Consider the following 13,700-nt stretch of genomic DNA (forward strand, 5'->3'; position numbering starts at 1 on the left):
ATTCTAAAGATCATCGATTATGATACCTACCGAACAAGCTCATAAATACATTTCCAGATTTAAAAAAGCTGATCTAAAAAAAGAAGATTTCCATCAATTTTCAGCACCGTATCAAAAACTGGGTTGGGTACTTACTCAACTCAAAAAAGACCAATACAATTACTATACGGCTTCTGATTTAACAGCCAGTTTTGCAGCACCAGAAACGATGAATCCTTGGTCTAGCAAAGAAGGCATGCAATTGGGTGTGTTTTTGTTTGGAGAAATTCAAGCACCCTATTTAGGTATGATGTGGCAGCTTATCGACTCCCTTCCCTATCAGGAAGGTTATGCTAGAAAAGCATTTAGATCGAAAGCCAGCTTCCAGCTGCTCACTAAAAAAATCAACATCTTTAGACGCTTTTTAAGCCTGAGCCGTTTAGGACTGGGCAGCTTACCACTTCACGAGCAATTGCAATACAGCACCTATTACGATCGCGGAAACAGCTACTTCTTTGCTTCTATCTTCACCCAAAAACCAGAACTGGTAGCTGAAGTGGTAGTTGATATCATTCAGGGCGAAGACGAGATAGGCGGTGTTAGTCACGATCTTATCAAGGGCCTATTGCTTACCCCAGCACAAAAAAACTGGGAACTGGTAGGCAACTTACTCCTTGCAGCGCAACGGCAAGAAGGCTTGCGACAAACTATTTTAGAAAGCTTAGATGAGACCCATTTAGGAGCGCTTAAATACATTATCAATCTTATTTTAGAAAATGACTTGGCCCGTTTTAGCAGTGTGGTAAGAGCTGTTAATGTATGGTTTGGTTTTAATTGGGAAGCGCCTAAAAAAGCTACGGTGAATCGAATCCTACAGCTTGCCCAAAGCTTAATTCATAATAGCGATAAGGTTGACGAACTCCTTAACAGCAGAGATAATATAGAAGTGTATGTAGCACTCTGGGCTGTAGGGATTGTAGATGTAGATTTGGCCAATCAAAAAGCTTTAAATCGGGTATATCAAACAGAAAATAGAGACACCAAACTAGCAGCGCTTTATTTTGTATCGCAAACCGGCAGGACCAACACCTCTATTGTTGATTATTTTAAAAAAGAGCTGGGTAAAGATCCGGCTATCGATCATTGGGTGATTTTAAATTTACCCCAAATCGAATTGGATACCGACCTTTTTCAACGCGTATATGAAGTCGCTCAAGCTATTGAAAACGGAAAAGCACAAAAATCAGGAAAAATATTTTCGTGGTTTGACTTTCAGCCTACTTCAGAATCGTTTTTCAATTTTCTTATCAATCAGGCTAACCAGGAACAATTAGCCCTGCTCGCTGATGATATCGATCAGCTTCCCTCGGTATATAGAGAAAATTACATTCGTAAAGTGTTTCCCAACAGTCATCGCTATTATTGGGGCAAAAAAAGTGCACCACAACCGCAAGCCGATTACGATTACGAACGCGGTTCCTGGAAACGAAACTTAGCGCATCAAGCCATTAAAAACCGAAATGAAACCGTAATGGCTACCGGTATTCAACTCTTTTATGTGATGCCGCTCTATGAAGAAGATCTGATGCTTGCTGAAGAATTACTAAGTCGTAAAAGTAAAACCTTACGTTCGGCTTTAATAGAATTGGTGGTCCATCAACCTGAACCCATTTTACAGACCACTACCCTTCATTTAATAGAAGCTAAAAATGTAAATCAGCGTTTAGCGGGACTCGAAATTTTATCGATTTTAGATAACGAGGATCAATATCCCGAGTTTATCAACCAACAAATAGAACGCTACAAAGCGCGTCCCAAACACTCCAAAAATGAACAAGTCTTCCTGGACAAATTCACCAAGTCTGAACACGCAAATACCTTTAGTACTGGTTTTGGAGCTGTAGACTACAGCAACCTGAGTCCGCTGTATACCCCCCAACCCAAATTTCAAACCAAGATCAACTTTTTCGATAAGCTGGGTATTGTAAGTTCTGCAGGAAAAAGCAATAAGTTAAGCGCTTTTATCAACCCTAAAAAAATTAGTGAAGCCGTAAATAATTTGATTAAACGCATCCATGAGCAGCGCAATTATGAATACGAGCGAGAAGGCTATCAGGGAGAAACCACTACCCAATTATTAGGACAGGGCATTCACGACATTAAAGAATTAGAAGACCCTACCCCTTTAGAAGAATTGCATAACCTCCCGTTAGCCAAGCTTTGGATAGAATGGTATGAACATAGCCAACTTAACGATTATGAAATGTATATGGCTATTCGTTTTATAGCCAATGCCAATAACCCGTACAGTTACTACAGCACGCTTATTCCGTTTGGCAAACAATACATTCCCAATCTCGAAGCATTAGCCATAGAGCATAATCCACGTTCGTATTATGGAAAAAATCAAGTGTACTTAAAAGTTCTAAAAAGGCTCTTCAAAGTTTACCAAGATCAGGCTAATTTCATCAATTTTAAATTAGATCTCTTAGAAGATATAATTGCTAATTTTCCCGAAAAGCATAAAAAAACAGGCTTTAAGCAAAATGACTATTCCATACAATCTTCCAATTGGACGAGTATAGCTTCGCAATTTATAGGAGGCCTGGATGAAGATGAACTAGAGAATGCCAGCCTGGATCAACTAAAAAAGCTTTGGGATTTGCACCTGTACTTAACCGCTCAATACCTGGGGCACCCCAACCCGGTTTCGCAACTTCAGGAAGTCGCAGCAGGAAAAGTTAAAAATGCCAGGGACATGCCTGCTCCCAAGATCGAGGTAACCATTAAGTTGTATCAAAACAAGCTGATCAATGAGGATGATCTCTTGTTTCAGGCACTATATTCCGGAGAATTGATGTCCATTATAGACGGTGGCTTCAATTACCGCATGCGCAGCGGTAAAATTCCTAAAAATCCAATTCCGCCACACGTATTTGCTCCCCTTAAAACCAATCTCCTGCAAGTCGAATTAGAACGCGGTGATTTACCCACAGAAGCTTCAGATTATATCGGGCATATACAAACAGTACCGGGTACCCATTACGTATTTGAAATTTTACAACGCTTAGGCAAAGAATCTTTTGAACGCGGGTATAGCTATTATAACGACAGTAAAAAATCAAAATTCAGTGCCATACTTAGAAAAAGCATTCCCGGTGAATCAGAGAGTTATGCCGATTTTGTAGCGCTTGCTGACGAAGCCAAAATTCCCAAAAAACGCTTAATCGAATTGGCGTGCTATGCCACACAATGGGCAGGTTATGTAGGCGCATATCTGGGGTTAGAAAAGTTAGAAGATGCCGTTTGGTGGTTTCAGGCGCACGTTTCAGGCTATATGAGTAGTGAAAAAGAAACCATCATTTCCCGGTATTCCAACATTCCAAAATCAGATTTTGCCATCGGCGCTATTGATATCGATTGGTTCAATAAAGTCTATAAAAATCTAGGAAAATCAAATTGGAAAATTTTACACGATGCGGCCAAATATATTTCTGATGGAAACGGTCACCGTCAGGTAAAATTATATTCCAGTGTGATGTTGGGCGAAGTAAAAATCACCGAAACCCTTAAAAAAATCAAAGAAAAACGCGATAAAGATTACGTTCGGGCTCTGGGCTTAATTCCGCTTAGTAAAACCGTCCCCGAAAAAGATTTATTAAAGCGCTACAACCTCTTGCAGCAGTTTTTAAAAGAAAGTAAACAATTTGGAGCCCAGCGTCAAGAAAGTGAAAATCTAGCTGTGACAATTGCTTTAGACAACCTATCCAGAAACGCAGGCTATCAAGACCGCGTGCGTTTCAGTTGGGCGATGGAAGCCAAAGCAACTCAGGAAATTATGGAAAATGCTACCCTAACCCTTGATGAAACCCAATTAAAACTGGTCATTAACACCTTAGGTAAAGCAAGTATTCAGGTAACCAAAGCCGGAAAACCCTTAAAATCAATCCCGGTAAAGTACCGCAAAGAAAAATCGGTTATTCAACTAAAAGAGCATAAAGCGTATTTAACGCAACAATACAAAAGAACGCGTTTGTCCTTAGAAAATGCGATGCTTAATGAAGACCCGTTTACCGCTGCAGAAATACAGAAGCTTATGCTGCATCCTATTGTAAAAGCAATGCTTCACCAATTGGTCTTGTTTGCTCCAGAAAAAGAAATCAGCGGTTTTTATAAAAACGGCACCTTAACCAACGTAGCCGGAAAAACACACCCGTTAGCCAAAGAAGAGGTCTTGGTTATTGCCCACCCTGCTCATCTTTTTCAAACCGTAGAATGGGATTTATACCAGAAACACCTTTTTGCCGAACGCATCGTACAGCCTTTTAAACAAGTATTTAGGGAGTTGTATGTGATCACCCAAGAAGAACGGGAAACCGGATACCGATCTAAACGCTACGAAGGGCATCAAATTCAGCCTAACAAAACCGCAGCTTTATTGCGCAGCCGGGGCTGGACGGTTAACCGGGACGAAGGCTTGCAAAAAGTCTATCATCAACGCGGATTTATGGCTACGATGTATGCGATGGCCGATTGGTTTTCACCTTCAGATGTAGAAGCACCTACACTAGAAGAAGTGTGTTTTCATGCGTTAACCGACTATAAGCCCATTCCGCTTAGCGAAATTCCGCCGGTAGTCTTTAGCGAAATTATGCGCGATATAGACTTAGTGGTGAGCGTCGCCCACGTAGGCGGTGTAGATCCTGAAGCCAGTCACAGTACGATGCAAATGCGTGCAGCACTGGCCCTAGAATCTGCGAGACTCTTTAAGCTTGACAATATTGAAGTTAAAAACCGCCATATTTTAATCCAGGGAAAACTCGGCGAATACAGCATTCACTTAGGCAGTGCACAGGTAAGTAAAAACGGATTGGCACTTTCTATCCTGCCCGTACACAGTCAGCATCGGGGCCGTCTATTTTTACCCTTTGTAGATGATGATCCTAAAACCGCCGAGCTTATTTCTAAAATGAAACTCCTGGCCGAAGATCATAAAATACAAGACCCTACCATTTTGGCACAAATCAATAATTAATAGTAGCATGAGGGCGTTCCCCACTCCCGTGGGGCGCGCTTTCTGTTACAAGTCCGCGTGCTCGCGCACTGTGGGCTTTTCACGACAATCGCTAACGCAAAAGTCACGTTCACTATGCAACTCACGTTACAATTAAAAAGATTGGGGAAGAAAAAGGTAAAAAAGGTACCCTTCACCCTGGCAGAAACCCCACAAACCTTAGAAGACCTACTCATCGCTTGTGTAAAAAATCAGGTAGCAGCCTTTAATAACAAACGCTTAGCAGTAAATGTAATTGGTTTTTTAAGTCCGTCAGAAATTCAAGACCAAGCTACAAGCGGAAAAGTAGATTTTGGAGATTTAGCCAATAAAAATTTAGCTAACGAGCAAGAAGCCATCGATAATGTACGCATTGCCTTTAAAGACGGTTTATTCCTGGTCTTTATCGATGATGAAGAAGTTACCGATCTGAAAACACCCCTACAGCTTACTTCCCAAAGTGTTGTGACCTTTATACGAATGACCTTTTTGGTAGGTACCTATTGGTAAGCTACAACGTGTTGAATCCCTAAAAATTCCTGATCATAAAGATTGATGATGCCAAGCACAACTAAAACTTTTAGATCAGCCCCATCTTCTACTAAGATGCAAAAAGAATTAGCTCACTTAATATGCATGATGCACAGCTGCTGGTCTAAGTTGCTCGTAGAAAAAGAGCTGGGGAATTATGCGCCAAGTATTTGGCAAGTAAAACTGGCTGCGGAAGCGATTACCATCAATGCGGCCAACAAAACCTTTGCGTTTAAAAATGCCGAATTCTCTTTTGATGTACATCTGGAAGAACCGCATACAAGCAGCATGCATGCTCTTACCACCATTCCGGTTTCCGGGAAAGGAACCTATGCTTTAGATGAAAAAAATCAAGTACTGAGAATTTTGAATATGGTGTTGGATCACTAGTAAACTACTTCGGGGCAAGCCCGCGAAGCATTAAGCTGAACAATATATTTTTAGAACGAGACAAGTCTCGGAGCATTTAAATCTCGATTATCGAGTAAATACATTCCAAATCTGTAACTAACTTTATTCTTTCGGGAGTTTAAAAAGCTGTTCCCGATTTATTGGGAAGTAGCGGGTTCCTTTAAATCGAGGATTAGAAGGTATCATGGGTAGCGATGGATACATACGCGCTCGTGCAACGCGTTTTAAACGGATTCCCCCATCAAAAAGCGAATGAATTTCATCTTCATCGTTGATGTAAATCGGTTTTTCAACCCAAGTTATTACCTGAGCATAATTGGGTTGTACTAATAGTTGATTGTAAGGGGTATCCTGAAGCGAAAAGCTATAGCTATGTCCTTCTTGTTCCCCAATAGCTAGAGCTATCCACAAAGTATCACCTTTCTTTACCTGCAAAGAATAAACACTATCGCTTTCTGTTTTAAACTTTTCAGAGGCAATAAATGTAGAGGCATCAAAATCTTTACCCGTTTTTACGCGTATGCGTTTAGGGTCAAGTTTTCTAAAGTAAATCACCAGCTGTTCATCAGCAACAGCATCAGCATGGCTTCCGTAAAGCTTTATTGCATCCTGATCTGCAGTTGTCGTTGCATAAGCCGTATCGTTTTTCACCGTAAATGTTCCCTGAAAATAATTGACCGCGTCTGTTTCAGCAGCTGGCTTTTTAACTACAAATTGCTTTCTTTTAGCATTCATTCCTAAGATCACAGGAGCATCTGTATCAGCACTCTTAAAGAAACCGTGGTATTTATCTAATTGTTTATCCTTTGTAGTTTGCGCATGGGTAAAGCCACTGTAGCAAATTAGGGAAATGAGTATGGTACGTTTAAGCTGTTTAACTAGCATGTTTTAGTCGTTTTAGTTTAGGGTAATTGATACGGCCAAAGAACTCAACTTTTGGCCTAAAAAACCACCCTGTTTTCAGTGATTTTAGGTTTTTAAAGGTGAACATCTGTAGAAACGGCAAGCTTCGTTGTAGGTATAGAAAACTCAAAATAAGCAGCGTTTTAAGCAGTATTTCTATTGAAACAATATCAAATCCTGGGCTTTTATAGGTACTTTGGTTCCGTCTTCCCTCATAAACTGCCAGACGCCTTCGTGTTCAAAAGGTACGGGAAACTTAAAGCTCATTTCTTGGGTACGACTATTGAAACGGTCGTAAATCCCAATGACATACAAGGGTTTTAATAGCTCTCTTCCATCAGCAGTAATAACGCCGTAGCGGTTATTCTTTATGGTTAAAAAGCCATTTCCGCTTTCTTCAGGATACACCTTATCAAAATGAGGAGGAACTAGAATTTTTCCTTCAAGAGATGCAAACCCCTCTAGCATTTTTCCGGTAGCTTTATCTTCTTTTAACAACAGGAGATAGTGCTCGAATTCAAGAATTGGGTAAAACAGGGTTGCTTTGGTATCGTAAATTACCGGAACCATAAGTTCTCCTGCTGCATTGACATACCCAAATTTCAATTGATCGGTGCTGTCTTTTTGAAATAGGATAAAATTTCCATTTTTCAATTGTTGAATTTCCGAATATCCCTCGTTAAGCAAAAGCTGTTTTCGTTTATAATCATACAGATACATTTTCCCGTTTTTTTGAACGCTCAATAAAGAAGTGCTGTCATTTAAAAGCACGTTTGTAAACGGAAGCTTTTCTTTTTTATGAGCTTTAACCGAATAGCTGTAATACAAGCTGTCTCTCTCGTGCAGTAAAAACGTAGCGGCATCCAATGCTTCGATTTCTGCATAATGTACCGGAAGTACTTCTTTACCTTCCTCATCCATAAGACCTGCCTGGGTTTGATAATTCCCTACTTCTTTTACCACTTTTATAAGCTGGGGTTGCGCTTCAAAAACCTGAATAGATTTATATTCTATCGGTAGGATTAACGTATCTTCTTTTAAATCATAAAGGCCTTGATCACCATAATCCTCTTTTCTTACAAGCATTTTTTGATGTGGCAGAAATTTAGGAGCAACATAATTATCAGCAATCATAGTATGGGTATTTAGATTGTAAAGTTTAGTCTTTCCGTCTTTCTCTAAGCTGATTAATCCTTTACTTTCTGCTCTGGAAACATAAGGCGTACGCTGCCCATTGCTTAAAAAATGGATCTTATCATAGGTTGGGCGAATACGTTTACCGGTTTTGGGAATGTAAAACCCATATTTTTCATTGGCGGTTAGCTTAAAAATAGATTCCGTTTTATTGTCGGCAGTTTTCATTTCAGTCATGATAATCTCATCATAACCAGGAGGCAATACTTCTGTATTCTCCCGATCAAGCACGCCAACTTTGCGGTTTTCTCTACTGATGAAATAATGACCTTGCACGCGTAATTGGCTTTTATAACTTGGCGGAATTATAACCTTGCCCAACGTATCTATAATTCCAAATTTTTCATCTTTTTTAATCGAAAAATAAGGCCCCGATTGAAAGCTTGAATACGAATTATAAATTCCTGAATATTCAAAAGGAATGACTTCTTCTCCCTTGCGGTTAATCACCCCATAATAACGGTGATCATCTATGGTTTTTGCGGCTATTAAATGTCCGTTTTCAATCTGAAAGCTATCATACTCAGGGGCTGCAAATTCTTTTTGCTGCGGAATATTTATAATGACGTTTTTTCCTTCTTTTCTAAATGCGGCAACCCACTCATCACTTCGCATATTTGAATGGATGTGTTGATAGTTAAAAGGCACCAACACTTCATTCTTGAGATTGATAACGCCCCATTTTTCATTTTTTTCAGCATAAAAATAATCGGGCTTTTTGCCACAACCGCTGCAGTAATCAAAATCATCGTATTCAAAAGGGATGATCACCTTGTTGTGTTCAGCATCATAAACACCCCATTTTTCATCCTTTTTTACATTAAAATAGCGGGGACCTAGTATTTGAACATCATCAAATTCAAAGGGAACTATTAGGTTGCCCCAGGTATCGGCATAGGTTGTTTTTCCTTCTTTTTCCAGTTTTAAATAACGATCATAGAGCAATGCGATGGTATCATACTCCGGTTGCAATACCCATTCAGCTGAATCATTCAGCATGCCATAGTTTCCGTTATCAAGCTGTACTATGCGCATGAGTTTTTTCTCATTCTTATATACGCTTAGCATTCCGTTATTCGTAGGAGAAACGCTGTCTAATGGCTGAAATTCGTGTATCAAATTTTTAAACACGCGTTTTCCATTGGTGTTGATAAAAAAGGTACTGCTGTCTTTTTCTACCCGTGCTATGCCTTGAAAAAAACGAGAGCTTTTATCGAAGCTTACCGTATCAATAGGCGTTTTAGCAGCACTCATCGATTGACGGGATACGCTTTTGGCACTATCACACGCATTTAAAAACAATAGTGCAGCAAGTAGCAAAATGGAGTAATTAAGATTGGGGATGATTTTCATTTGTTTATTCTTTTTCTTTCTAGCATGGGTACTACAAATCGTACACAAAACAAGCAATCAGGCGTTTAGCATCATCGCGATGGTACCTTGTTGCTTTTGGTCGATTTTAATAGTTACGGCCAACACAGGACCGCTTTTTTTTTTCAAGTGCAACTCGAGCCCAAAAGAACTGATTTTCTAAAACTAAATACCCCCGGTTTTCAGGGTTTGTGAATTTTTTAAGAAGCGCGTGTATTCAAAAATCCCCAAGCGTGAATCTTAAATTTCACGGAATACAGGTATAAAATCCTGCTCATTAACCTCCAAATTTGTAATCAAATTAAAACGATAAAATGATGAATTTTAAGACCATGTTGCAGTTACCTGTTTTAGAGACGAATGAAGTTTTAAAAATACTTCAGGAAGTTGCAGACCATGAGCGCAAACAGGAGAACCCAAATATGCCAAAGATTAGCTTTAGCAATACAGAGGGTACCATTTCGGGTTACTTTATAAATTACGATCGCGATAAAGGGGTGGTGTTAATTGGAAATTGGTACGACAATGAGGCCGATTTGCAATATGTAAGTTTTCATAGTATTTCGTGTATTATGTTGCAAAACGTAAAAGATTACGTACATCTGCTATCTGATGGGAAAATACCGTTTACGCCCAGACCAGAAGAGGTGCCCACACAGCTTCAGCTTAAAAAAGAACTAAAAGCTGCTGGTGTAGCACTTCAGGAACCGCTGGGAAAAACGTTGAGCATCGTGTTTAATGCGGGAGAAAACCCAAGCGATACCCAAAAATACTACGCTAAAAAAGCGATTAATTTACTACAAGAAACGCTCGTTATCCTTGCCGAAAACAACCTGGCAAAAGAAGCCTTTTCTGAAACTGTTGATGCTATTGAGTTTGAATTTGCAAAGGCAAATACGATTGAATTAAGCGATAGCGTGCTTCGCATTACTTTCAGTCTGGAAAAAGGCTGGAAAAGCGTGTTGAATAAAACCGAACTTCAAAACGCAATCGAAAAGAATTTATAACCTTAACCCCTACTGATGATGTCACCTAATACCGTTATAGACCGTATCGAACTTCTTTTAAACAAAGATGAACATACTCAACAGCAATACCTCTTGCAGCAATTTGATTATAGCATTTCTGCTGCTTACCCTATAGCTGATGAATCTGAAAAACGAATAGATGTGCACGCCTCGGGCTGCAATCGGGAAGAACCAGACGAACTGTTTTTAGAATGGATCGCCAACCACCCCGGTACGTGGTCTGGTGTGGTACACATTTTCTTTAAAAATGAAAAAGCTCCCAGCTTAAGCATTCATTTTAAACAGTCTATTCTAAATAGCTATAGCCAATCGTTTACCGAAAATAGCGGCTATCAACAAAACGGCTATTTTGCCGCACAGCTAAAAGAGGTTACCATCAATCAAGTACAGATGAACTAGTACTTCTCCATACTTCCCAAAAACCAACAGAGACTGTCTAAAAAGTGACTAAACCGTCATTCTGAATTTAATTTAGAATCTCATCAAACTCATTATATCATTAAGAGAACCTGGAACCAGCCCGTTCGCCAGGTGGGCTTGTTTCAGGTTCGCATCCTCAAGACTTTGTTTTTTATCACAGTATAAGATTCCAGATCAAGCCGTACGCGTCGGCTCTCGCCCGGACTGACCCGCATAGCAATTATCACAAATTAAAGGTAACGAATCTTACTTTTAATCACAAAAAAACGGAAAGCTGGATGCAGCTTTCCGTTTTTTTATATAAACTCCTAACTTCAGGCGATTATAGATTATTTTCTAAGTATTCTTTTATAGCAATATCAGGAAAATAACCGCTGTGGTGACCACCCCAACAGGCAGTAAGCGAAAATACACCGTCTGCTATTTTCAATTCTTTCTTCTCTTCAGCGCCTTCATTAGGTATACAATAAACCGCTACAGAATTGATGGTTTCCTGCACCGCTTCTTTCCCCATATCATCTGCACACACTTCTTTAAAAGCATCGGTAAGACGTTGCAAACACACGCTAGGTACAAACTTCATAAAGTCCAGTTCAAAAGTGTCCCAGTTGATAGTTACCGGAACTTCTTTCCCTACAATCTCGTTAATTTCTTTTTGATAATCTGCTACATATTGATCTTCAATTGCTTTTGCAGTTTTCTTTTCTTGTAATCCCATAATTTTTTAATTGTAATTAATACTTCAAATGTATAGGTTAAGCTAATGGGAAAAATGACCTGTTTTAATGAATGTAAAATCTCACGGAATTCCGTGAGGGTGTTCCCTGAATTATGCCTTAGATTAGTTTATCTAAACATGATTGAATACACTGTCTATTACCGGAAGTTGTAAGCCAACCGATAGGATGATTTAGACAATGCCTACCTGCATTAGGCTTAGTCGAAGTGTAGGTTATACAATCAAAAACGAGTAACAGATGAAAACGAGTATCTATATCGGTATGCTAATCCTTGTGATCCTGGGTGGTCTCAGCTCGTGTGCGCGCCTGTTTGGCGGGATGAGTAAAGACAAAGCTGCAAAAACACTTGACCGCTATTTAAAAAAACATACCCAGCAAGCATTAGGCTTTACCAATCTAACCCGGTTTTGGAATGAAGGGAATATGAATCCCAATATGTTTAGTGTGGAAATTTTTGATGAGCAAACGCCCGAAATTCGGTTTGGTTTGCATTTTGACGCTAAATTGATGAACGAAAAAGATTCGCTTAAGCAGGGGGGCTTTCAAACACAATCCATTCAGAAACAGTACAACGAAGTGGAAGCCGATTTCCGCATCAAACAACGTATGATTGCTGCTTTAAAAAAGCAAGGCATAGCATTAGACTTTGACTACTATAGCGCGCAACTTCAGTTTAAAAACACGCCTACTCCAGAGTTTCTTAAAGAAACGCTTACCGCCTTAATCGCAAGGATGAACACCAACAAAAGTGATTTATTGAGTTCCAATTATTTTGAATTCAACCTACAAACACCTCCCTACTCTACTGCTGTTTTACAAGCCAAAACCACTTCTGAAGAAAATGAGGACTGGAAACTGACTTCTTTTAGTCTGAATACGCAAGCAGAAGATTATAAATTGATCGAAAAAAGCATTGAACAAGAAACGACCCATTATTTAAAGCAACTCGATCACCAATACCAAATGCACCCGGCAAGTAAGGTGTATGTAAATACAGACACTTTTAAAGAAGCTGTTTGGATTCAGTTTTTAAGTGATGCATCTGAAGCTGATGATACGCTTGTTAAGCGTTCGATGGCAGCGGTAACAGCAGTTATTTTTCAGTATTTCAATCCTGAAACGCATCACATTATCCGTACTGAACTGACTCCCATAGACCATCCAGACTCTTTTGAAGCCTATTGGGAAGGTATAGAAACGCAGCTGCCGTTTCCTACCCATTGGTAGTTCACTTAACCAACTAAAAACGTCTGATGCAGCACGTACAACGCCTACAAAAAATTAAACGACGATGATACAGGAATTCTATCAAAAAGCTATAAAGTTTGCCGGAGAAAAGCACAGTGCACAAACAGTCCCGGGAACAAATGCCAACTACCTGCTGCACATCTCTAATGTAGCGATGGAAGTCTTTGTCGCCTACAGTACTGACCCAAATTTTGATATTGGTTTTGCCATTCAAGTCGCTGTGCTACACGATACCCTTGAAGATACGACCGCCGATTTTAAAGAACTGAAAACTGAATTTGGTGAACCCATAGCTGCAGCTGTTCTGGCATTGACCAAAGATGATAAACTGCTATCCAAAACCGAAAGAAAGACGGACAGCTTAACCAGAATAAATGCGCTTCAAAAAGAAGTGGGACTGGTTAAACTAGCAGACAGAATTACCAACTTACAAAGTCCGCCCAAACATTGGAGTAAAGACAAGATTGCCCAGTACTGCAAAGAGGATCAACAGATAGCCTTGACACTTCAAAACAAAAACGAATACCTGCATAAAAGGTTGATCACAAAAATAGCAGCATATCAAAAAGCCAATAAGCTATTGGAGGAGTAAACGACGTCGGGGCAAACCTGTCTGCTTACAAAGGCAGGCCTGCGAAACATTTAAATCTCGATTATCGAGTAAGAGAAACGGTTAAATATGGAGTTTCTTAGCAAGAATAAAGAAGCTAGCCTGAGCTGGTTTTGGCACACATCTACTGAAATCTATACCAAACTGGATGCCTATTTCTCTTAAGATTAAAAAAAATCGGTTAGCTTAGTACTTGAACTAAAATGGGGGGA

At 39.7% G+C, this 13,700-nt stretch carries 10 protein-coding genes; 7 read left to right on the forward strand and 3 right to left on the reverse strand.

Annotated features, from left to right (window positions below; genetic code table 11):
- The first annotated feature begins 19 nt into the window (after window positions 1-19).
- The 3 genes from ZPR_RS06730 (at window position 20) to ZPR_RS06740 (ending at window position 5,953) form a co-directional block, all read left to right on the forward strand.
- A complete protein-coding gene (locus ZPR_RS06730) occupies window positions 20-5,014 on the forward strand; it encodes a DUF4132 domain-containing protein (protein WP_013070897.1) in 4,995 nt (1,664 codons plus the stop codon).
- Window positions 5,015-5,128: 114 nt separating this feature from the next.
- A complete protein-coding gene (locus ZPR_RS06735; protein ID WP_013070898.1) occupies window positions 5,129-5,542 on the forward strand; it encodes a hypothetical protein in 414 nt (137 codons plus the stop codon).
- Window positions 5,543-5,587: 45 nt separating this feature from the next.
- Window positions 5,588-5,953, forward strand: coding sequence for a hypothetical protein (locus tag ZPR_RS06740; RefSeq protein WP_148211671.1), 366 nt, complete (start codon window positions 5,588-5,590; stop codon window positions 5,951-5,953).
- Window positions 5,954-6,076: 123 nt separating this feature from the next.
- Here ZPR_RS06740 and ZPR_RS06745 read toward each other — a convergent pair whose 3' ends face one another.
- Together ZPR_RS06745 and ZPR_RS06750 are read right to left on the reverse strand one after the other, a co-directional pair.
- Window positions 6,077-6,859, reverse strand: a complete 783-nt coding sequence (locus ZPR_RS06745; RefSeq protein ID WP_013070900.1) for a hypothetical protein — start codon at window positions 6,857-6,859, stop codon at window positions 6,077-6,079.
- Window positions 6,860-7,033: 174 nt separating this feature from the next.
- A complete protein-coding gene (locus ZPR_RS06750; RefSeq protein ID WP_041578749.1) occupies window positions 7,034-9,424 on the reverse strand; it encodes a WG repeat-containing protein in 2,391 nt (796 codons plus the stop codon).
- Window positions 9,425-9,756: 332 nt separating this feature from the next.
- Here ZPR_RS06750 and ZPR_RS06755 point away from each other — a divergent pair, with 332 nt between their 5' ends.
- Entirely contained in the window at window positions 9,757-10,449 is a 693-nt protein-coding gene (locus ZPR_RS06755) for a hypothetical protein (RefSeq protein WP_013070903.1), read from the forward strand.
- A 15-nt stretch (window positions 10,450-10,464) separates the two neighbouring features.
- Entirely contained in the window at window positions 10,465-10,869 is a 405-nt protein-coding gene (locus ZPR_RS06760; RefSeq protein WP_148211672.1) for a hypothetical protein, read from the forward strand.
- A 343-nt stretch (window positions 10,870-11,212) separates the two neighbouring features.
- Here ZPR_RS06760 and ZPR_RS06765 read toward each other — a convergent pair whose 3' ends face one another.
- On the reverse strand, window positions 11,213-11,608 hold the full coding sequence (locus ZPR_RS06765; RefSeq protein ID WP_013070905.1) for a hypothetical protein: 396 nt from the start codon (window positions 11,606-11,608) through the stop codon (window positions 11,213-11,215).
- Window positions 11,609-11,867: 259 nt separating this feature from the next.
- Between ZPR_RS06765 and ZPR_RS06770 the strand changes: the two genes are divergently transcribed.
- Together ZPR_RS06770 and ZPR_RS06775 are read left to right on the forward strand one after the other, a co-directional pair.
- The gene (locus tag ZPR_RS06770; protein ID WP_013070906.1) at window positions 11,868-12,857 is read left to right on the forward strand and encodes a hypothetical protein; all 990 of its coding nucleotides are present in this window, start codon (window positions 11,868-11,870) and stop codon (window positions 12,855-12,857) included.
- A gap of 64 nt (window positions 12,858-12,921) precedes the next feature.
- Entirely contained in the window at window positions 12,922-13,470 is a 549-nt protein-coding gene (locus ZPR_RS06775) for an HD domain-containing protein (RefSeq protein WP_013070907.1), read from the forward strand.
- Window positions 13,471-13,700: the final 230 nt, after the last annotated feature.

The sequence above is a fragment of the Zunongwangia profunda SM-A87 genome, assembly GCF_000023465.1.
GTDB classification, from domain to species: Bacteria; Bacteroidota; Bacteroidia; order Flavobacteriales; family Flavobacteriaceae; genus Zunongwangia; species Zunongwangia profunda.

Excerpts from the sequence above, each read along its gene's own strand:
- ZPR_RS06730 (WP_013070897.1), top strand. The coding sequence starts at position 20 with ATGATACCTACCGAACAAGCTCATAAATACATTTCCAGATTTAAAAAA.
- ZPR_RS06735 (WP_013070898.1), top strand. The coding sequence starts at position 5,129 with ATGCAACTCACGTTACAATTAAAAAGATTGGGGAAGAAAAAGGTAAAA.
- ZPR_RS06740 (WP_148211671.1), top strand. The coding sequence starts at position 5,588 with ATGATGCCAAGCACAACTAAAACTTTTAGATCAGCCCCATCTTCTACT.
- ZPR_RS06745 (WP_013070900.1), bottom strand. The coding sequence starts at position 6,859 with ATGCTAGTTAAACAGCTTAAACGTACCATACTCATTTCCCTAATTTGC.
- ZPR_RS06750 (WP_041578749.1), bottom strand. The coding sequence starts at position 9,424 with ATGAAAATCATCCCCAATCTTAATTACTCCATTTTGCTACTTGCTGCA.
- ZPR_RS06755 (WP_013070903.1), top strand. The coding sequence starts at position 9,757 with ATGATGAATTTTAAGACCATGTTGCAGTTACCTGTTTTAGAGACGAAT.
- ZPR_RS06760 (WP_148211672.1), top strand. The coding sequence starts at position 10,465 with ATGATGTCACCTAATACCGTTATAGACCGTATCGAACTTCTTTTAAAC.
- ZPR_RS06765 (WP_013070905.1), bottom strand. The coding sequence starts at position 11,608 with ATGGGATTACAAGAAAAGAAAACTGCAAAAGCAATTGAAGATCAATAT.
- ZPR_RS06770 (WP_013070906.1), top strand. The coding sequence starts at position 11,868 with ATGAAAACGAGTATCTATATCGGTATGCTAATCCTTGTGATCCTGGGT.
- ZPR_RS06775 (WP_013070907.1), top strand. The coding sequence starts at position 12,922 with ATGATACAGGAATTCTATCAAAAAGCTATAAAGTTTGCCGGAGAAAAG.